Genomic DNA, 18846 nt, shown 5'->3' with positions numbered 1-18846 from the left:
AGGCTGGACCCCAATGCACATCACCGCCAAGGACCTCGCAGCGCTCATCCCCCCGGGGTTCACGCTTGGCGTCGCAACCGCAGCATTCCAGATCGAAGGGGCGCTGGACGAGGATGGGCGGGGACCGGCGGGCTGGGACAGGTTCGCTGCCCGGCCCGGTGCCATCGTTGAGGACCACAGCCCGGTGGTGGCCACGGACCACTACCACCGGATGCCGCAGGACGTGGCCCTCCTGAAGCAGCTCGGCGTTGACTCCTACCGGTTCTCCTTCTCCTGGCCGCGCATCCAGCCGGGCGGCACCGGCCCGGCCAACCGCGCAGGCATGGCGTTCTATGACCGGCTCCTGGACGAGCTCCTGGCCAACGGAATCTCGCCCATGGCCACCATCTACCATTGGGATACGCCCCTGGAACTGGATGAGGCCGGCGGCTGGATGAACCGGGACACCGCCTACCGGCTGGGGGAGTACGCGGCGCTGGTGGCGGATGCCTTCGGTGACAGGGTGGCCCGGTGGGTCACCATCAACGAGCCGGCAACGGTGAGCGCCAACGGCTACTCGCTGGGGCTGCACTCCCCAGGCAAGGAGCTGGCCCTGGGTGCCTTCCCCACGGTCCACCACCAGCTGCTGGGCCACGGGCTCGCCGTCCAGGCCCTTCGCGCGGCGCGGGTGCCCGGCGAAATCGGCATGACCAACGTCTACTCACCCATGGTGCCCAACTCCATCAACCCGCTGGACAAGATCAGCGCGGGACTTATGGACCTGGGGCAGAACCGGCTCTACGCGGACCCTGTCCTGACGGGCAAGTACCCGGACCTCATCCGCGCGGCCAAGTTCTTCAGCTCCTTCGAACATCCCGAAGAGGACATGGAGATCATTTCCCAGCCCCTCGATTTCTACGGGCTCAACTACTACATGCCCACCAAGGTGGCCGTTGGGCCGGGCAACGGCGCCGTGCCGGCCAGCATGGCCGAGGCCATGGGCAGCGACCTCAGCGCGGCCGGAAACGGCGCTACGCCCTTCCACGTGGAGACGTGGCCGGAAGCGGACGTCACCGCATACGGCTGGCCGGTCAAGCCGGAGTACATGGCCGTGGCCCTGAAGGAGATGGCGGAGCGGTACCCCAACCTGCCGCCCGTGATCATCACCGAGGGCGGAGCCAGCTTCGAGGACATCATTGTCCGGGACAAGTCCACCAACACCAGGTTCATCCCGGACGAGCGGCGGCTGAAGTACATTTCAGACCACCTTGAAACCGCGCTCCGGGCCACGGCGCCCGGTGGGGTGGCCGAATCCGTGGACCTGCGCGGCTACTACGTGTGGTCCTTCCTGGACAACTTCGAGTGGTCCGCCGGCTACAACCAGCCGTTCGGCCTCCTGCACGTGGACTTCGAAACGCTCGACCGCACACCCAAGGCGTCCTACTTCTGGTTCCAGGAGCTCATCGAGGAACGCGACCTGGCTGCCGCGGCCGGGGCGGCCATCGCGCAGGCAGCGGTTCCGGAGCTGTTGGACAGTGAATTGCCCGACGACGGCGCACCCCTGGGTGCCAACGCGCAGTAAGGCTGCGCAGCCGGGAGCCGTTCAGCCCCGGAGCAGGTCCAGCATGGCCAGCTGCTTGGCGATGCCGGCGCCGTCGGGCGAGTAGATCCACGGCACGCGGGAGGTGGTGTGGTCGCCGTCCTCGGAGTGGCCGCCGGCGAACACGGATTCGCTGACGGACAGTTGCCGGATGGCGATTGCTGCAACCTTGTCCGGGTTTTCGGCGGCAAAGGCGGAGTAGATGGCCTCGTCATGCTGTCCGTTGTCGCCGATCAGGAGCCACCGCATGTCCGGGAATTCCTGGGCCAGCCGCTCCAGGTTGCGGTGCTTGTGGTCCTGGCCGCTGCGGAACCAGCGGTCCTGGGTGAGTCCCCAGTCCGTGAGCAGCAGCGCGCCCTTGGGGTACATGTTGCGGGTCAGGAACCGTGCCAGGGTGGGGGCCGCGTTCCAGGGGCCGGTGGACAGGTAAATGACCGGGGCTTCAGGGTGCTCGATGGTCAGCCGGTCCAGCAGCACGGCCATCCCCGGAGTGGCCATGCGCGCCCGTTCGCTGAGCACGAAGGTGTTCCACAGGGCCAGGAAGGGCCGGGGCAGGGCGGTCACCATGACGGTGTCGTCGATGTCCGAGACGATGCCGAACTGCACGCCCGGAGCGATCACCTGGATCAGTGCCTCCGCCGGCTCGGTTCCCTCGGCCCGCAGCACGGCAGTGTGCCAGCCGGGGGACAGCTGCACGTCCACCTCGGTGTCGATCAGCCCGCCCCGGTCCGCCGTGACGTGGGTGACCACATCACCGATGGTGATTTCGACGTCGGAAAACTGCAACGGCACCCCCGTGAACGCCCGCCAGCCGCGGATGTTCTGGTTGCCGTTCCTGGCCGCGTGCTCGGCCTTGCTTCCGGGCGGCGGCTTCTGTGTCAGCAGTACCCTGCCCAGGACGCGCACCCGGGCGGTGGAGCCATAACCCTGGTACGCGATGGTCTGCGGCACGAACTTCCACCGCATGGCGAGCTGGATCCGGACGTCGTTGACCGCGTCCGACAACCGGTGTGCCAGCCGGAAGAACTGGCTTCCGGACAGGGCGGTGCGGCCCTTCGTGTTCCGCCGGGGTGGGCGTGCCGTGTCCTGGTCGGGGTTCTGCGGGGCCGAGTCCATGCCACCACTCTGCCACAGGGCGGCAGCGGGCATCAGCCGTTGCCGAGGATCGCGCGCAGGGTCCGGGCATTCCACACGGCGTTCCCGCCGCCGTCGTTGTTGAAGTACGCGTAGACATCGATGCCCGCGCCGTCCCACTCACGGATCCGGTCGGCCCACCAGTGGAGGTCGGCGTCCGAGTAGGAGCCGCCGTAGAGGTGCTGGTGGTCGGGTCCGTGCAGCCGGACATATGCGAAGGGGGCGGTGGTCCGCAGGATGCAGGGCAGGTTGGCGCCGCTCATGATGCAGTAGGCGGCCTGGTGCCGCTCCAGCAGGGCAAACACCTCAGGGCAGTCCCAGCTGGGGTGCCTGAACTCCACGGCAACCCTGATCCACGGCGGAACCGCAGCGAGGAAGTAGTCCATCCTGGCGTCGTCGCGCTCCAATTGGGGCGGCAGCTGGACCAGGAGCACGGCACGTTTGTCCCCCAGTTCGTGCCAGCAGCGGGCAATCCGCTCCACCCAGACTTCCGGTGAATACAGTTTCCGCGCGTGCGTGAGTCCCCTGGGAGCTTTGACGGACATGGCGAACCCGGGCGGCAGGCGTCTGTTCCATCCGGCGAAGGTGGTATCCCTGGGCCAGCGGTAGAAGCTGGCGTTCAGTTCCACCGTGCTGAATTCGGCGACGTAGCACTGGAGCCGGTCCCGCACGGGCAGCCCGGGCGGGTACAGGACGTTCTCCCAGTGGTCGTAGCTCCAGCCGGAGGTGCCGATGTGGATTCCCATTTGCCTCAGGCTACACCGGGCTTCCACTTCCGTTCGGGCCCGGGTGTGGCAGGGTAATGTCATGGCGCGAATCGAAGATTATGCGGTTGTTGGCGACCTTCAAACCGGGGCCCTGGTCAGCAGGGAAGGCTCGATCGACTGGCTCTGCCTCCCGAGGTTCGATTCCCCTGCCTGCTTCAATTCACTGTTGGACACGCCGGACTCGGGGCGCTGGCTGCTGGCTCCGGAAAGAGGGGGTGAATGCACCCGCCGGAGCTACCGCGAGGGCACCCTCATCCTGGATACGGAGTGGGAGACGCCGGACGGAACCGTGCGCATCACCGATTTCATGCCGCCGCGTGATTCCGTCGCTGACATAGTCCGGATTGTGGAAGGCATCAGTGGCAGCGTCAGGATGCACGGCGAACTGGTCCTGAGGTTCGACTACGGGCACATCATTCCGTGGGTGCGCAAGGACAAGCGCGGGCTGCACGCGATCGCCGGTCCGGATGCCGTCTACCTGGTCACTCCGGCACCCCTGCATGGCGAGAACATGCACACCGTCAGCGACTTCACCGTGAATGCAGGCGAAAAGGTACCTTTCGTGCTGACCTGGGCGCCCAGCCATGTGGGACGCCCGGTATCCGTGGACGCGGAAGTAGTCCTTGACAGCACCTTTGCATTCTGGCGGGGCTGGTCCTCGCAATGCACCGTCAAGGGCAAGTACCGGGAGGCCGTGGTCCGTTCCCTGATAACGCTCAAGGCGCTGACGTATGGCCCAACCGGCGGGATCGTCGCGGCCGTCACAACGTCGCTGCCGGAGCAGCCGGGCGGCCAGCGTAACTGGGACTACCGCTACTGCTGGCTCCGGGACGCCGCCATGACGCTGCAGGCGCTGCTGGCGGCCGGCTACACCGCGGAGGCCGCGGCCTGGCGGGACTGGCTGCTCCGGGCCGTGGCCGGCGACCCCGCCGACCTGCAGATCATGTACGGGATCCATGGCGAGCGGCGGCTGCCGGAAATGGAGTTGCCGTGGCTGAAGGGCTACGAGAACTCGGTACCGGTGCGGATCGGGAATGCGGCGGCTGAGCAGTTCCAGCTGGATGTATGGGGTGAGGTCCTTGACTGCCTGGCGCTGACCCGGAACTCGCTGCTGACGCATACGGACGAGGCCTGGGACGTGCAGATTGCGCTGATGGAGCACCTTGAAACCATCTGGGACCAGCCGGACAACGGGCTCTGGGAGATGCGAGGGCCGCGCCGGCACTTCACCCACTCCAAGGTCATGGCGTGGGTGGCTGCGGACCGGATGGTGAAGGGTGTGCGCGAGTCCGGCCTGCCGGGCCCCGTGGAGCGCTGGGAGCTGCTGCGGGACCAGATCCGCAAGGACATCATGGCCAACGGCTTCGACGCGGAGCGCAATACGTTTGTCCAGTCCTACGGCCGTCCGGAGCTGGACGCCAGCCTGCTGTTGATTCCCAGGGTGGGGTTCCTGCCGCCCGATGATCCCAAGGTGGTGGGAACCATCGAAGCAATCCAGCGGGAGCTGACCCAGGACGGGTTTGTGCTGCGGTACCGGCCGGAGCAGAGCGACGACGGCCTGCCGGGCGACGAGGGCGTCTTCCTGGCGTGCTCGTTCTGGCTGGTGGAGGCGCTTCTGGGGGCGGGCCGCCATGAGGAATCCCGCGAACTCTTTGAGCGGCTGCTGGAACTGCGCAACGACGTCGGGCTGCTAAGCGAGGAATGGGCGGTGAAAGCCAAGCGTCAGCTGGGCAACACGCCGCAGGCGTTCAGCCATTTTGCCCTTGTGACTAGCGCCCTGGAGCTGCATCAGGATACGGTTCGGCGCAGTGACAGCCCCATTCCGCCTGAAGGGGTGGATTCGCGCTGAGGCGGCGCGGACCGGGGCTGGAACTTCTCCTTCGCAGGATAGATAAGTATACTTACTAATACCTCATGGAGTGCTCCCAAGCACAGCGCCGTGATTGATGGAGGAGTGATAGTTATGGCCGGATATTTTGAGCTCGTTGATGCCCCCGACGGCGGGTACCGGATCAGGATGATGGACGGAAGCGGGAACCTGATGGCCATCTCGGTAACCTTTCCCACCAAGAGGGCTGCTGTGGCGGGCGTCGCGATGGCCCGGGAAATTGCCGGCACCGGCCTGATCCGGGACAAGAGCCTGGACGGGGCCGGATCGGTCATCCGCGACCGCGTGCGGCCCGTCAACTCCCCCAAGGAGGAGGCGGCCCGGCGGAAGAAAGCGCCGGAGGCACGACGGGCAGCGGTGAGCTGATGCCGGGTTCCACTCCACCCCCCGGCGGCCCGCGCCGGGGGGTCCTCTTTGACGTTGACGGGACGCTGATCGACTCGTCCTACATCCACACCGTCGCCTGGTGGGGGGCGTTCCGCCAGTACGGCCACGACGTGCCCATGGCCTCCATTCACCAACTCGTTGGCATGGGCGGCGCCCGGCTGGTGGACAATCTCCTGCCGTCCGGCCGCGACCGCGGCGAGGATGAGGACATCATGGCCAGCCACGGCGCGCTGTATGCCTCGCACTGGCCCTCCCTCCGCGCCCTCGACGGGGCCAAGGAACTGTTAGGCCGGTGCCATGCAGGCGGGCTGGCCGTGGCCCTGGCATCCTCGGCGAGGGACCGCGACCTCCAGGTGATGCGGTCCGTCCTCGACGCCGACCCCTTCATCGATGCCGCCACCAGCGCGAATGATGCGGAGGAAAGCAAGCCTGCGCCGGACATCCTGGAGGCGGCCCTGGCGGCCACCGGCCTCGATGCCGCAAACGTTGTCTACGTCGGGGACGCGGTATGGGACATGAAGGCGGCGGCGGCGCTGGGGATCCCTTCCATCGGCGTGACCTGCGGTGGAATCCACGCCGGCCAGCTGCGTGACGCCGGCGCGGTGGAGGTCTACCAGGGACCGCGCGACCTGCTGGAAAACCTGGGCTCAAGTGCCATTGGCCGGCTGCTCGCGCTCCAGCCGAACGCCTGACAGCACCCCGCTTGACGGCACCCACGCCTGGCGGCGGTCATAACGGCTGGCCGCCGGGCACCGAATCCTCGTTGCCGGCGATGGCGGGCTTCGTCCACGACACCACCACCTTCACCGAGCCGTCGTCATTCCGCTCGATGTCAGTGGCCACCTCTGCTGCGGGCGCGCCCATTTCCGCGATCCGCGCGCGGTAGGTGCTGACCAGCTCAGCCAGGCTTTCTTCCGTCCATTCACCCGGACGCATGCGGGTGGAGATCTCGACTGGTTCCGGCTGGTACAGCGACATGGCATTCCTCTTTCCCGTTGTCTTTTGCCTGCCCTTCCTACGCTAGGAGCAGTCGACGGCGGTCACAAGGTTTTCATCAGCATGCTTACTTTTTTCCCCTAAAACAGATAGCGTCGAAGAAAGGGTGCCTGCAGGCGCCCTTCGCACGCCCCCGGAGAGAGCCCGGCGGCAGGACAGAGTGAAAGGGAGACTGTGAAAGCACTGACGTGGCAAGGAAAACGGTCGGTAAGCGTTGAAGAAGTACCCGATCCCGTCATCCAGGAACCGACGGATGCGATCGTCCGGATCACCTCCACAGCCATCTGCGGCTCGGACCTGCACCTCTACGAAGTCCTGGGGCCATACATGCACAAGGGCGACGTCATCGGCCACGAGCCGATGGGCATCGTGGAAGAAATGGGAAGCGGCGTCACCAACCTCCGCAAGGGCGACCGCGTGGTGATTCCCTTCAACATCTCCTGCGGTTCCTGCTTCATGTGCAGCCAGGGCCTGCAGTCGCAGTGCGAAACCACACAGGTGAAGGAGAAGGGTTCCGGCGCGGCACTGTTCGGTTTCTCCGAGCTGTATGGATCCGTACCCGGCGGGCAGGCGGAATTCCTTCGCGTCCCGCACGCGGATTATGGTCCCATCAAGGTGGGCAGCGAGCTACCGGATGAACGCTACCTGTTCCTTTCCGATATCCTGCCCACGGCGTGGCAGGGCGTGGAGTACGCCAATGTCCAGCCCGGTGGCACCTTGACGGTTTTCGGGCTGGGGCCCGTAGGCCAGTTCGCCACCCGGATCGGGATCCACCGCGGTTACCGGGTCATTGGTGTGGACCCGGTCCCGGAGCGGCGTGAAATGGCCGCCCGCCACGGCGTGGAAACCCTTGACTACAGCAAAGGCGTTGCCGACGAACTGCGGGAGATAACAGACGGCAGGGGCCCGAACGGCATCGTGGACGCCGTCGGTATGGAGGCGCACGGTTCCCCGGTGGCCGGCTTCGCCCACCAGGCCCTTGGCCTCCTGCCGGACAAGCTCGCACAGAAAGCGATGGAGACTGCCGGCGTGGACAAGCTGGCCGTGCTGCATACCGCAATCGACGCTGTCCGCCGCGGCGGCACCCTGTCGCTGAGCGGCGTCTACGGCGGCGAAGCCAGCCCCATGCCACTGATGACCATGTTCGACAAGCAGCTCCAGCTGCGCATGGGCCAGTGCAATGTCCGTAACTGGACGGACCAGCTCATCCCGCTGGTGGAGGACGACGCCGATCCGCTGGGCGTCATGGACCTGGTCACCCACCGCTCCGGCCTGGAGGGTGCGCCCGCCCTGTACGAAAAGTTCCAGAAGAAGGAAGACGGCTGCATCAAGGTGGTCCTCAACCCCGGCGCCTGATGCCCGGGTGTCTGTACACACAAGCAGGGGCGGTTACGGAAAACCGTAACCGCCCCTGCTCCTGTCCGGACAGGCCGGAAAACTCCTAGGTGAGCTTCACCTGGCGGTTCATGTCCTTGTAGAGCAGGTAGCGGAACTCACCCGGGCCGCCGGCGTAGCAGGCCTGCGGGCAGAAGGCACGCAGCCACATGAAGTCGCCGGCCTCCACCTCCACCCAGTCGTTGTTCAGCAGGTACATGGCCTTGCCCTCCAGGACGTACAGGCCGTGCTCCATGACATGGGTTTCCGGGAACGGGATCACGCCGCCCGGCTGGAAGGTCACGATGTTGACCTGCATGTCATGGGCGAGGTCGCTGGAGTCCGTGAAGCGGGTGGTCTTCCAGACGTCGTTGGTGTCCGGCATGGACGTGGGCGCCACGTCCTTTTCGTTGGTGACGAAGGACTTGGCCTCATAGCCTTCCAGGCGCTCGTAGGCCTTGCGGATCCAGTGGAAGGACACGATGTCGTCGGAGATGTTCTCCAGCCCCCACTGCGCGCCGGCGGCCAGGTAGGCGTAGCCGCCCTCCTCCAGCTGGTGCAGCTCGCCGTCGAGGGTCAGGTTGACCGTGCCCTTGGTGACGAAGACGACGCCCTCAACGCCTTCCTCGAACTCCGCCTTCGGCGCCCCGCCGCCGGGAGCGATTTCGACGATCAGCTGCGAGAACGTGGTGGCGAAACCGGAGATGGGGCGGGCAATGATCCAGGAGCGGGTCTTCGAGAAGCCGGGCAGGTTGGACGTGACGATGTCCGTCAGCACGCCCTTGGGGATGACCGTGTAAGCCTCGGTGACGATGGCGCGCTCGGTGGTGAGGTGGGTCTGCGGCGGCAGGCCGCCTTGCGGGTAGTAGTACTTGCCCATGAACGAAGGTCCTTTTCTTAGGAGTTTGACGTGGTGGCGAGCCGCGGGTGCGCCAGCGCGGTGAGCTGCGGAATCCCGACGCCGGCAAGCGCCTGGACTTCATCCGCACCGACTGCGCCGCACTGGACGCCGCGGAGCACGAAGGCGGCCAGGGCCCGTGCGGTGGCGGGCTCGTCCATGACGCCGCCTTCGGTCCGCTCCACATAGTTCCGCAGGCGGGCGGCGGCGGCCGGCAGGCCCTCGCGGTAGAACGCATAGGTGGCGGCAAACCGGCTGGGCAGCTGGGCCGGATGCAGGTCCCAGCCCTGGTAGTAGCCGCGTTCCAGCGACCGGCGGACCAGGCGCCCGTGCAGCTGCCAGGCGTTCTCCACGTTGTCGCCCACCGGGATGATGTTGGTGGACCCGTCGGAGAGCCTGATGCCGGTGCCGGCGACGGCCAGCTGCATGACCTCCTTGGCGAAGTCGGCCACCGGGTGCTCCATGGACTGGTACTCGGCAGAGATCTGCAGCGACGCCGAGTAGTCGTAGGTGCCGTAGTGCAGCCCGCTGATCCGGCCCGGCACGGCATGCGGCAGCTGCGCCACCGGGGAGGTGCCGTCGGGGCCGAGGATCAGCTGTGGCGTCTCCACCTGGACCTCGAAGCGGAGCCGTCCGGCGGGCAGCGAGTGGACTTCCTCCAGCCGCGACACCGCGTAGTCCATTGCCTGGACCTGGGCCACGGTGGTGACCTTGGGCAGGGTCAGGACCAGGCCCTCCGGCAGTTCGCCGGCGGCGGCGAGGCCGGAGACAAACAAGTCCAGGGTGCGCAGCCCCCGCGCACGGGTGGCCGCCTCGAAGCACTTGAAGCGGATGCCGATGAACGGGGGAGCGGACCCGGCCGAGACGGCGGCGGCCACCGCGGACGCCGCGGCAACCGCGGCGGCGTCCTCCGCGTCGTCGCCCCGGTCCCCGAAGCCGTCCTCAAAATCGAGGCGCAGGTCCTCGATAGGTTCGCTGGTGAGCTTCGCTTCCACGCGCCCGGCGACTGCTTCGGCGAGGCTGCCTTCCTGGCCCAGGAGCCGGCCCAGTGCTTCCAGGCCGCCGTGGGCGTTGGCCACAGCCAGCGCCTGGGCGCCCCAGTCGGCAGCGAACGACGGCGTGAACCGGTCCGCGGGCACGTAGACCGTATGCACGGGCTGGCGGGAGCCGTCGTCGCCCGGGTAGTTGCGCTCCAGCAGCCGGTCGGTGGCGGCCAGCTGCCCGTCGATGTGCGCGAGGTCCCCTGCGGACAGCGAGGGCCTGGATGCTGCGGCCATGCCTCAGCCCACCAGTTCGTAGGCCGGCGTGGTGAGGAAGTCCGTGTACTCGTCGGAGAGGCAGATGTCCGCGATCAGTTCGCTGGCCGGCTGGTAGTAGCGGCGGAACGCTTCATCGCCGAACTCCGTGCGGAGCCGTTCCGTCTCCTCGGCCAGGATCCGCTCCACCAGTTCCCTGGTCACGGTGTTGCCGGTGTCGGCCAGGACGGACTTGTTGCGGATCTGCTGCCATACCTGTGAGCGGGAGATTTCCGCGGTGGCGGCGTCCTCCATCAGGTTGTGGATGGCCACGGCACCGTTTCCGGACAGCCAGACGGCCGTGTAGGCGACAGCCACGTAGAGGTTCAGGCGCAGGCCGGCCTCGGTGACCTGGCCGTCGGCGGAGGAAACATCCAGCAGCTGCTCCGCCGTGACCGAGACGTCCGGGCGCTGCTTGTCCACCTGGTTGGGCTTGTCACCCAGCACCGAGTCGAAGACTTCGCGGCAGGTGGGGACCAGGTCCGGGTGGGCAACCCAGGAGCCGTCGAAGCCGTCGTTTGCCTCGCGGGTCTTGTCCGCCCGCACCTTTTCGAAGGCAGCCTCGGTGACTTCCGGGTGGCGCCGGTTGGGGATCACCGCGGCCATGCCGCCCATGGCGAAGGCGCCGCGCTTGTGGCAGGTCTTGACCAGGAGCTCGGTGTAGGCACGCATGAACGGCGCGGTCATCACCACGGAGGCGCGGTCCGGGAGGACGAATTCCTCGCCGGCGTCCCGGAAGTACTTGATGATGCTGAACAGGTAGTCCCAGCGGCCGGCGTTCAGGCCGGAGGCGTGGTCCCGCAGTTCGTACAGGATCTCGTCCATCTCGAAGGCGGCCGGGATGGTCTCGATCAGCACGGTGGCGCGGATGGTGCCCTGGTGCAGTCCCAGGAAGTCCTGCGCGAAGACGAACACGTCGTTCCACAGCCGGGCTTCAAGGTGGCTCTCCATCTTGGGCAGGTAGTAGTACGGCCCCTGGCCGTTGAGCACCAGCTGCTTGGCGATGTGGAAGAAGTGCAGGCCGAAGTCCACCAGCGCACCCACGGCCGGCTCGCCGTTGACCAGCAGGTGCTTCTCCTGCATGTGCCAGCCGCGGGGGCGGGCCACCACCACGGCGAGCGGCGCGTCGGTGCGGAGGCGGTACTCCTTGCCTTCCTCCGAGGTGTAGCTGAGGGTGCCCTGGGCGGCGTCCCGGAGGTTCAGGATGGCGTCGATGACGTTGGCCCAGGTGGGTGTGCTGGCGTCCTCGAGGTCCGCCAGCCACACCTTGGCGCCGGAGTTCAGGGCGTTGATGGCCATCTTCGCCGGCGAGGCGGGCCCGGTCATCTCAACCCGGCGGTCCTGCAGGGCTGCCGGTGCGGGCGCAACCTTCCAGTCGCCGTCGCGCACGTCCTTGGTTTCCGGGAGGAAATCCAGCTTGCCGGTTTCTGCCACCCGCTGCCGCTTGACGGCGCGGGCCGCCAGCAGCTCGTTGCGGGTGCCGGCGAACCTGTTGTGAAGTTCCTCCACGAAGGCCAGTGCCTTGGGCGTGAGGATCTCCTCTGCGCGTGCGATGGGCCGGGGATCTGTGACGGTGATGGCCATTTCTGGTCCTTTCCTTTGGCTGGACGTCGGGCGGTCAGGCGGAAGCCAGTGCTGCTGCTGGTTCCAAGGCGGAATCGGCCGGTTCAGCCGTTGCAACGTGTGCGGACCGGGCGGCCGCGGCCACCGCTGCGGCAACGTCGGCAGCCACATGGGGATCGAAGACGCTGGGGATAATGTAGCTGGCATTCAGCTCATCGTCAGCCACGCGGTTGGCAATGGCCTCCGCGGCGGCCACCAGCATGTCCGGTGTGATGTCCGAGGCTCCGGCGTCCAGCAGGCCGCGGAAGAAGCCGGGGAATGCCAGCACGTTGTTGATCTGGTTGGGGAAGTCGCTGCGCCCGGTGGCCACCACGGCGGCGTGCCGGGACGCGATGACGGGATCGATCTCGGGCGTGGGGTTGGCCATGGCGAACACGATGGCGTTCTCCGCCATGGCTGCCACCTGCTCCTCGCCGATCACGTGCGGTGCACTGACGCCGATGAAGACGTCCGCGCCCACGAGGGCCTGGTGCAGGCTACCGGCAAAGCCTTCCCCGTTGGTGTTCGCGGCGATCCAGCTGCGGTGCTCATCCCCGTAGGTCTCGCCGGAGTGGATGGCACCGGAGCGGCCGGCGGCGATGATGTGCCGCGCACCCTGGGCTTTGAGGAGCTGGATGATGGCGGAGCCGGCGGCGCCGACGCCGGAGACCACGATCTTGACGTCCTCCAGCTTCTTGTCCACTACGCGCAGGGCGTTGACCAGGGCTGCGAGCGTGACGATGGCGGTGCCGTGCTGGTCATCGTGGAACACGGGGATGTCCAGCTCCTCGCGGAGCCGGTTCTCGATCTCGAAGCAGCGCGGGGCGGCGATGTCCTCAAGGTTGATGCCGCCGTAGACGGGGGCCATGGCCTTGGCGATCATGATGATTTCTTCGGTGTCCTGGGTGTCCAGGCAGACCGGCCACGCGTCCACGTTGGCGAACTGCTTGAACAGGGCAGCCTTGCCCTCCATTACGGGGAGGGCTGCGGCGGGGCCGATGTTGCCCAGGCCCAGGACGGCCGAACCGTCGGTGAGGACGGCGATGGTGTTGCGCTTGACCGTCAGGTTGCGGGCTGCCGCGGGATCCTCGGCAATCGCCAGGCAAACGCGGGCGACTCCGGGCGTGTAGGCGCGGGAGAGGTCGTCCCGGTTGCGCAGGGCTACCTTCGGGACGACCTCGAGCTTGCCGCCCAGGTGCATCAGGAACGTGCGGTCCGAGACGTGCTGGACCGTGACGCCGTCGAGCGCGTCCAGGGCGTCCTTGACGCGGGCGGCGTGGGCGTCGTCGGTGGTGTTGCAGGTGACGTCCACCACCAGGGTCTCGTGGTGGGATTCGCTGACGTCCAGGGCGGTGATTGCTGCGCCTGCGGCTCCCACGGCTGCGGCGAGTTCGCTGGTGGCGCTGAAGCTTGACGGTGCTTCCACGCGCAGGGTGATCGAATTTCCGGGGCTGGGGTTCGCCATTGAATGTCCTCCTGTTGGGCCTTGGGCCGGCTGCTGCTCGGATCCGAATGTTTTCGTATTATGGATATTATTATCTACTTTATGGAAACACAACCCCTCCGATTGCGACCGGAGGCCAACGTCGCCGTGGAAACCCGCGTGCTGTATCTTGGGTGTTCTAAGCAATTCTTTTCACGATGCGGATAAGAGTTGTCGGATTCCGAGCCGTAGGAGACAACGGAATGGCAGAAAAAGCCTCTGGTGGGGTGCAGTCGGTGGAGCGCGTCTTCGAACTGCTGGAACTCATCACCGATGCCGGCGGCGACGTCACGCTCAGCGAGCTGTCGTCCTCCACGGACCTGCCGCTGCCCACCATCCACCGCCTGCTGAGGACCCTGGTGTCGCTGGGCTACATCCGGCAGCTGCCCAACCGGCGCTACGCCCTTGGTCCCCGGCTCATCAGGCTGGGGGAGGGTGCCAACAAACAGCTGGGTGCCCTGGCCCAGCCGCAGCTGAAGATCCTGGTGGACCGGCTGGGGGAGACCTCCAACATGGCTGTGCTGGACTCGGACATGGTGATCTACGTGGCCCAGGTGCCGTCGCTGCATTCCATGCGCATGTTCACCGAAGTGGGCCGGCGCGCCCATACCCATGCCACCGGCGTGGGCAAGGCCATCCTGGCCCAGCTCGACGACGACACGGTCCGCGGCATCGTGGCCAGGGCCGGGATGCCCACCCCTACCGCCAAGAGCATCGGAGACGTGGACGAACTCCTGGCGGACCTTAAGCTCATCCGCGAGCGGGGATACTCCATTGACGAGGAAGAGCAGGAACTGGGTGTCCGCTGCTTCGCCATGGCAGTACCCAACGCGCCCACCCCCACGGCGATTTCCGTATCCGGTCCCGTGTCCCGGGTGGACGAGGACTTCGCCGACAAGGCCGTGCCGGTCCTCCGCGAAGCGGCCGAGGCCATCTCCCGCGAGCTCAACCGCACCTGACGCACCTGCCCTGCGCGGGCGGTGCCAACCACGCGCGACGGCGGCCCCTCCTTTCCGGAGCGGGCCGCCGTCGTCGTTTGCGTGGAAGGTCAGTGCTCTGTTGCCTTGCCGGCTGACTGGATGGGGACTTCCTTACCGTCGCAGTCGATGAGCTTGCCGTTCTCGAAGCGGTCGCCTTCGGCCAGGCACCGGAGGTCCTCCGAGCGCACCAGCCGCTCCGTGCCGGCCACGAAAACGGACTGGTTGTCCGAATTTCCGGCCCGGAGATGGTTGAACAGCAGGTTCAGCAGGATGGCCATCACGGCGGCCGAGCTGATGCCGGAGTGGAAGATGGTGCCGAACCAGGACGGGAACTGGTCGTAGAAGGCCGGGGCGGCGATGGGGATCATGCCGAAGCCGATGGAGGCGGCCACCACGATCAGGTTCATGTTGTTCTTGTAGTCCACCTTGGACAATGTCCGGATGCCGCTGGCCGCAACTGTGCCGAAGAGCACGACGCCGGCACCGCCCAGGACGGGGGTGGGCACCGCGGCCACCACCCGGCCAAGGACCGGCAGCAGGCCAAGGACCACCAGGATCACGCCGCCGGCGCTGACCACGAACCGGCTCTTGACGCCGGTGATGGCCACCAGTCCCACGTTCTGCGCGAAGGCGCTCTGGGTGAAGGAGTTGAACAGCGGGGAGACGGCGCTGGACAGCATGTCCGCCCGCAGGCCGTTGCCGATCCGCTTGGAGTCCACCTTGGTTCCAACGATCTCGCCCACGGCAATGATGTCTGCGGAGGTCTCGGTGAGGGTGACCAGGATGACGATCAGCATGGAGATGATGGCGGCGAGTTCAAACGTGGGCGGTCCGAACGCGAAGGGGGTGGGGAAGGCGACGATCCCGCCCTGGCCCACCTTGGAGAAGTCGGCCATGCCGAACGCGACGGCAATCAGCGTGCCCAGGACCATCGCCAGCAGGATGGACAGCCGGGAGATGGCGGCGCTGCCCACCTTGCTCAACAGCAGGACGATGCCCATGGTGGCTGCTGCCAGGCCGATGTTCGCAACGCTGCCGTAGTTGGGCGCCTTGTTGTTGCCGCCCATGGCCCAGTTTGCGGCAACCGGCATCAGCGTCAGGCCGATGGTGGTGATCACCGTGCCGGTGACCACCGGCGGGAAGAACCGGATGATCTTCGAGAACAGGGGGGTGATCAGCAGGCCGATCAGGGAGGCCGCGATGACCGAACCGAAGACGGCCTGGATGCCCCCGCCGCCGTGGACGATAGCCACCATCGTGGAGACCCCTGCGAAGGAGACGCCCTGGACCAGCGGCAGCTGCGAACCGAAGAAGGGGACGCCGACCGTCTGCAGGATGGTGGCCAGGCCGCCGACGAAAAGGCAGGCCGCAATGAGCAGGCCAATGTCCTGGGAGTTCATGCCTGCGGCCGCGCCGATGATCAGGGGCGGGGCAATGATGCCGCCGTACATTGTGAGGACGTGCTGGAAGCCGTAGGCAAACATGCTTCCGATCGGGAGGCGCTGGTCCTCGGGGCGGGCGGGCCGTGCGCCTTTTTCGGCGGCTGCAGTGGCCAGTTTCTTCTTGGTGTTCATGGCAGACTTTCTTGGTTCATGGCAGACGTCATCGTCTGGCTAACGTTGTCTGGCTAACAGGTGAAGCTGTGGGGTGGCCTCGACGGGCCCAGCCGCCAATGGTGGTTGGGCCCGTCGAAACCTGTTGTCGTGCTTTAGCAGAAGCCGGCGATACCCGACCAGGCGGCCGGGGCCGCCGCAGCGTCCTCGCGCTGGACGGTGGCCTCGATCAGGCCGTACGGGCGGTCGGCCGCGTAGAAGACCTCATTGGGGTTGTCCAGGCCGAATGGGGAAAGGTCCACCAGGAAGTGGTGCTTGTTGGGCATGGAGAACTTGATCTCGTCGATTTCGCTGTGCGCCTCCAGGACCTTGGCGCCCATGTCGAACAGGGTCTGCTGCAGTGCATGGGAGTACTTTTCCGTGAAGCCTTCGAGCAGGAGGCCCTTGACGTCGTCGTAGCTCTTGTTGAAGTCCAGCGCGCTGAAATCGGTGCCGGTCTTGAAGCGCCAGCGGGCCGAAACGTCCGTTGCAAGGATGCGGTCGGTGGTCTCGGGAAGCGTGGTGTAGCGGTCCCGGGGGTAGCCGACAAAGCCGGACTGGGTGGACTTGAGGACGGTGAGGTCCTTCAGCCCGGAAATCAGGTGGCTGGTGGCCCCGTCACGGACCAGGACGGCGGTCCGGACTTCCTGGCCGTTGCGGACGAACGAGTGGTCGTGTTCGCTGCCGTGGGCCTGGATCCGGTTCCATGCGTAGGACTCGGCTTCCCAGCGGCCCCCGGTGACCCAGTCGAAGCTGGACGTGAAGTGCTCGCCGAGGCGCAGCAGGAACGCTTCCGGCGAGCCGATGCCCTCACGGGCGAAAGCGTAGATGGTGTTTTTCTGGGTGTCCGTGGCCACCACGTGGGCGTTGTCGCCCTCAAGGTGGGCCGCGGCAAAGTCGCCCCGCAGCTGCGAGGTGACGTTCAGGTCCTCGATCTCGTGGCGGTTGGTGTCGCGGGTGATCTTGACGACGCGCACTTCTGCCTTGCCGTACTGGTTTTCGCCGAGGATGATCTTGCTGCTCATGGTCTTTTCCCAACTTCCGGTAAGTGGAACCTAGGTTCCATCACTGAAATTAAGCGCGCATTTCATGCGCGTTTCCGATGGAGCCGACCCAACAAAAAAGAGCCGGCATCCGTTGATGCCAGCTCATTACGACCCTGCCTGCTGCTCCCAGGTTACGTGACGTGCGCCACGAGTTGCCTAACAGCGTACCTCCGCAAACCGGTGGTGTACATCACAAGGCCAAAAATCATTTTATGACTGCCGTATGCCCAGCCGGCCCCGGAGCGCCATTGACGGCACCGTTGACGGCAAGCTGCTCCACTACCTACACTTTTCATATAGCAATAAATAAATTCCGAGATACGGAAACGCTATAGGAACAGGAGGAGCAGATGAACCCCCAGGAACAGAACCAGGTTGTGGAATTCCCGGCGCCGGGCCAGGAGTTGTACCTGCCCTTCGGAGCCAGTGATCCCGACTTCTACATTCCGGCCGACCACGAGCGGCGGTCCGGAGGCATTTCACGCTGGCTCCGCGCCCTTCCGGTGTTCGGGCGCCGCTGACCCCGGCCGCCGCTGACCCCTGGCCGGGCGTCAGGAGCCGGGGCCTCCGGGCCACTGCTTGCCCGCCCAGGGGTCGTAGTCCGCGACGAGCTCCTCCTGGGGCGGCCGGTCCGCCTCGGGTACATGCTGCAGGTTTACCCGCACCCGGTACCAGAGCGAGCTGGATCCACGCATCCCGTCCACAAGGACATCGGCGGGCTGAAGGGCCGCCACGACTCCGGCGTGCCGGGACCTCCATTCATCGAGCGCGGCGAGCGCCTCGGGCTTGGTCCTGGTCCGGGCCACTTCGATGAGCGGCATCACCGACTGCCGGCGTCCGGATCCGTTGCCGCCGCGCGGTGCCTTCTCTGCGGGACCCAGTTTTTCGGCAAGGGCCAGGAGTCCATCGAGCCTGCCCACCGCGCCGTCAATACCCGCATGCGGATCGCCGATCTCGGCGAACCGCTCCAGGACGGTGGGCACCGTGAACTGTTCCGGCCTGGCGGTGCGCACCTCTTCCCAGGTAAGCGGCGCCGAGACCCGGGCATCGGGCAGCGGCCTGACTGAATAGGCGGAGGCCACGGTGCGGTCCTTGGCGTTCTGGTTGAAGTCCACGAACACGCTCTCGCCGCGCTCCTCCTTCCACCACCGTGCCGTGGCGAGTCCGGGAGCGCGGTTTTCCACCTCCCGGGCCAGGGTTTCCGCAGCGAGCCGGACATCGCGGTAGGACCACTCCGGGGCAATGCGCACCAGGATGTGCAGCCCCCGCGAACCGCTGGTCTTCGGCCACCCCTCCAGGCCCACGTCCGCCAGGACCTCCTGCGCCACGTAGGCCACGTCCACGATCTGCGGCCAGTCCACTCCCGGCATGGGGTCCAGGTCCACGCGGAGTTCGTCCGGGTGTTCCAGGTCCTCTGCCCGGACCGGGTGCGGGTTCAGGTCAAGGCAGCCGAGGTTGATCACCCAGGCCAGGCCGGCCGCATCGCGGATCACTGCCTCCTCCGCCGAGGTCCCGGACGCGTAATGCAGCGTGGTGGTGTCAATAAAGGGCGGGTGGTTTTCCGGGACGCGCTTCTGGAAGAACGGCTCCGCGTCGATCCCCTTGGGAAACCGCTTGAGCACCATCGGCCGCCCTCCCGCACCCCGCAGCGCTCCGTCCGCCACAGCCAGGTAATAGCGCACGAGGTCAAGCTTGGTCAGCCCCGGCTGGGGGAATACCACCTTGTCCGGGCTGGAGATCCGGACCTCAACACCCTCGATATCCAGGACTTCGGCCGGCGTCTTTGACGGAGTCATGCCGCCACGGTAGCAGCGGCCAGTATCCC

17 protein-coding genes are annotated in these 18846 nt (G+C 66.5%); 7 read left to right on the top strand and 10 right to left on the bottom strand.

Going from position 1 to position 18846, the window contains the following annotated elements; all coding sequences use genetic code 11:
• Positions 1-13: 13 nt before the first annotated feature.
• A complete protein-coding gene (locus ACEN9K_RS18705) occupies positions 14-1561 on the top strand; it encodes a glycoside hydrolase family 1 protein (protein WP_056391432.1) in 1548 nt (515 codons plus the stop codon).
• A gap of 21 nt (positions 1562-1582) precedes the next feature.
• Here ACEN9K_RS18705 and ACEN9K_RS18700 read toward each other — a convergent pair whose 3' ends face one another.
• Together ACEN9K_RS18700 and ACEN9K_RS18695 are read right to left on the bottom strand one after the other, a co-directional pair.
• Complete coding sequence (locus ACEN9K_RS18700) at positions 1583-2695, bottom strand: App1 family protein phosphatidate phosphatase (protein WP_495634834.1); 1113 nt, start codon at positions 2693-2695, stop codon at positions 1583-1585.
• 32 nt (positions 2696-2727) lie between these two features.
• Positions 2728-3459: a DUF72 domain-containing protein gene (locus ACEN9K_RS18695; RefSeq protein WP_223992668.1), complete on the bottom strand. Its 732-nt coding sequence runs from the start codon at positions 3457-3459 to the stop codon at positions 2728-2730.
• A gap of 43 nt (positions 3460-3502) precedes the next feature.
• Here ACEN9K_RS18695 and ACEN9K_RS18690 point away from each other — a divergent pair, with 43 nt between their 5' ends.
• From ACEN9K_RS18690 to ACEN9K_RS18680, 3 genes are all read left to right on the top strand, one after another.
• The gene (locus tag ACEN9K_RS18690; RefSeq protein ID WP_261377376.1) at positions 3503-5329 is read left to right on the top strand and encodes a glycoside hydrolase family 15 protein; all 1827 of its coding nucleotides are present in this window, start codon (positions 3503-3505) and stop codon (positions 5327-5329) included.
• A gap of 114 nt (positions 5330-5443) precedes the next feature.
• Complete coding sequence (locus tag ACEN9K_RS18685) at positions 5444-5734, top strand: hypothetical protein (protein WP_018770571.1); 291 nt, start codon at positions 5444-5446, stop codon at positions 5732-5734.
• Complete coding sequence (locus tag ACEN9K_RS18680; protein WP_495634833.1) at positions 5734-6447, top strand: HAD family hydrolase; 714 nt, start codon at positions 5734-5736, stop codon at positions 6445-6447. Before ACEN9K_RS18685 ends, ACEN9K_RS18680 begins: the two co-directional genes overlap by 1 nt.
• A gap of 37 nt (positions 6448-6484) precedes the next feature.
• On the opposite strand, the gene ACEN9K_RS18675 is transcribed toward ACEN9K_RS18680, so the two are convergent.
• Entirely contained in the window at positions 6485-6733 is a 249-nt protein-coding gene (locus ACEN9K_RS18675) for a hypothetical protein (RefSeq protein WP_134165448.1), read from the bottom strand.
• Between the two features lie 192 nt (positions 6734-6925).
• On the opposite strand from ACEN9K_RS18675, the gene ACEN9K_RS18670 reads away from it, so the two are divergent.
• On the top strand, positions 6926-8107 hold the full coding sequence (locus tag ACEN9K_RS18670; RefSeq protein ID WP_495634832.1) for a zinc-dependent alcohol dehydrogenase: 1182 nt from the start codon (positions 6926-6928) through the stop codon (positions 8105-8107).
• 85 nt (positions 8108-8192) lie between these two features.
• On the opposite strand, the gene ACEN9K_RS18665 is transcribed toward ACEN9K_RS18670, so the two are convergent.
• Genes ACEN9K_RS18665 through ACEN9K_RS18650 form a run of 4 tightly spaced genes read right to left on the bottom strand, consistent with a single transcriptional unit; the run spans position 8193 to position 13385 of the window.
• Entirely contained in the window at positions 8193-9005 is an 813-nt protein-coding gene (locus tag ACEN9K_RS18665; protein WP_018770567.1) for a bifunctional allantoicase/(S)-ureidoglycine aminohydrolase, read from the bottom strand.
• A 17-nt stretch (positions 9006-9022) separates the two neighbouring features.
• Positions 9023-10300 (bottom strand): DUF6986 family protein, encoded by a 1278-nt coding sequence (locus tag ACEN9K_RS18660; protein WP_056391412.1) that lies wholly within the window; start codon positions 10298-10300, stop codon positions 9023-9025.
• A 3-nt stretch (positions 10301-10303) separates the two neighbouring features.
• Positions 10304-11902, bottom strand: coding sequence for a malate synthase A (gene aceB, locus ACEN9K_RS18655; protein ID WP_224084119.1), 1599 nt, complete (start codon positions 11900-11902; stop codon positions 10304-10306).
• Positions 11903-11936: 34 nt separating this feature from the next.
• Positions 11937-13385 (bottom strand): NAD-dependent malic enzyme, encoded by a 1449-nt coding sequence (locus ACEN9K_RS18650; RefSeq protein ID WP_056391405.1) that lies wholly within the window; start codon positions 13383-13385, stop codon positions 11937-11939.
• A gap of 221 nt (positions 13386-13606) precedes the next feature.
• Between ACEN9K_RS18650 and ACEN9K_RS18645 the strand changes: the two genes are divergently transcribed.
• Positions 13607-14362, top strand: a complete 756-nt coding sequence (locus ACEN9K_RS18645) for an IclR family transcriptional regulator (RefSeq protein WP_018769696.1) — start codon at positions 13607-13609, stop codon at positions 14360-14362.
• Positions 14363-14451: 89 nt separating this feature from the next.
• Here ACEN9K_RS18645 and ACEN9K_RS18640 read toward each other — a convergent pair whose 3' ends face one another.
• Positions 14452-15957 carry a nucleobase:cation symporter-2 family protein gene (locus tag ACEN9K_RS18640; protein ID WP_018769697.1) on the bottom strand — a complete coding sequence of 502 codons (1506 nt, stop codon included), beginning with the start codon at positions 15955-15957 and terminating at the stop codon, positions 14452-14454.
• Between the two features lie 134 nt (positions 15958-16091).
• Entirely contained in the window at positions 16092-17000 is a 909-nt protein-coding gene (gene pucL / locus ACEN9K_RS18635; protein ID WP_018769698.1) for a factor-independent urate hydroxylase, read from the bottom strand.
• A 371-nt stretch (positions 17001-17371) separates the two neighbouring features.
• Here pucL and ACEN9K_RS18630 point away from each other — a divergent pair, with 371 nt between their 5' ends.
• Complete coding sequence (locus tag ACEN9K_RS18630; protein WP_268001983.1) at positions 17372-17542, top strand: hypothetical protein; 171 nt, start codon at positions 17372-17374, stop codon at positions 17540-17542.
• 30 nt (positions 17543-17572) lie between these two features.
• Here ACEN9K_RS18630 and ligD read toward each other — a convergent pair whose 3' ends face one another.
• Positions 17573-18817 (bottom strand): non-homologous end-joining DNA ligase, encoded by a 1245-nt coding sequence (gene ligD, locus ACEN9K_RS18625; protein ID WP_018769700.1) that lies wholly within the window; start codon positions 18815-18817, stop codon positions 17573-17575.
• Positions 18818-18846: the final 29 nt, after the last annotated feature.

This window comes from Pseudarthrobacter sp. Pseusp20 (genome assembly GCF_059492155.1).
Note: the sequence above shows the minus strand (reverse complement) of the source record. Positions and strands in the feature narration are given on the sequence as shown.

Bases quoted from the DNA above. Each gene is read 5' to 3' on its own strand.
- aceB (WP_224084119.1), bottom strand. From the start codon at position 11,902: ATGGCCATCACCGTCACAGATCCCCGGCCCATCGCACGCGCAGAGGAG.
- ACEN9K_RS18705 (WP_056391432.1), top strand. From the start codon at position 14: ATGCACATCACCGCCAAGGACCTCGCAGCGCTCATCCCCCCGGGGTTC.
- ACEN9K_RS18695 (WP_223992668.1), bottom strand. From the start codon at position 3,459: ATGGGAATCCACATCGGCACCTCCGGCTGGAGCTACGACCACTGGGAG.
- ACEN9K_RS18685 (WP_018770571.1), top strand. From the start codon at position 5,444: ATGGCCGGATATTTTGAGCTCGTTGATGCCCCCGACGGCGGGTACCGG.
- ACEN9K_RS18645 (WP_018769696.1), top strand. From the start codon at position 13,607: ATGGCAGAAAAAGCCTCTGGTGGGGTGCAGTCGGTGGAGCGCGTCTTC.
- ACEN9K_RS18665 (WP_018770567.1), bottom strand. From the start codon at position 9,005: ATGGGCAAGTACTACTACCCGCAAGGCGGCCTGCCGCCGCAGACCCAC.
- ACEN9K_RS18680 (WP_495634833.1), top strand. From the start codon at position 5,734: ATGCCGGGTTCCACTCCACCCCCCGGCGGCCCGCGCCGGGGGGTCCTC.
- ACEN9K_RS18650 (WP_056391405.1), bottom strand. From the start codon at position 13,385: ATGGCGAACCCCAGCCCCGGAAATTCGATCACCCTGCGCGTGGAAGCA.
- ACEN9K_RS18640 (WP_018769697.1), bottom strand. From the start codon at position 15,957: ATGAACACCAAGAAGAAACTGGCCACTGCAGCCGCCGAAAAAGGCGCA.
- ligD (WP_018769700.1), bottom strand. From the start codon at position 18,817: ATGACTCCGTCAAAGACGCCGGCCGAAGTCCTGGATATCGAGGGTGTT.
- ACEN9K_RS18660 (WP_056391412.1), bottom strand. From the start codon at position 10,300: ATGGCCGCAGCATCCAGGCCCTCGCTGTCCGCAGGGGACCTCGCGCAC.
- ACEN9K_RS18630 (WP_268001983.1), top strand. From the start codon at position 17,372: ATGAACCCCCAGGAACAGAACCAGGTTGTGGAATTCCCGGCGCCGGGC.
- pucL (WP_018769698.1), bottom strand. From the start codon at position 17,000: ATGAGCAGCAAGATCATCCTCGGCGAAAACCAGTACGGCAAGGCAGAA.
- ACEN9K_RS18675 (WP_134165448.1), bottom strand. From the start codon at position 6,733: ATGTCGCTGTACCAGCCGGAACCAGTCGAGATCTCCACCCGCATGCGT.
- ACEN9K_RS18700 (WP_495634834.1), bottom strand. From the start codon at position 2,695: ATGGACTCGGCCCCGCAGAACCCCGACCAGGACACGGCACGCCCACCC.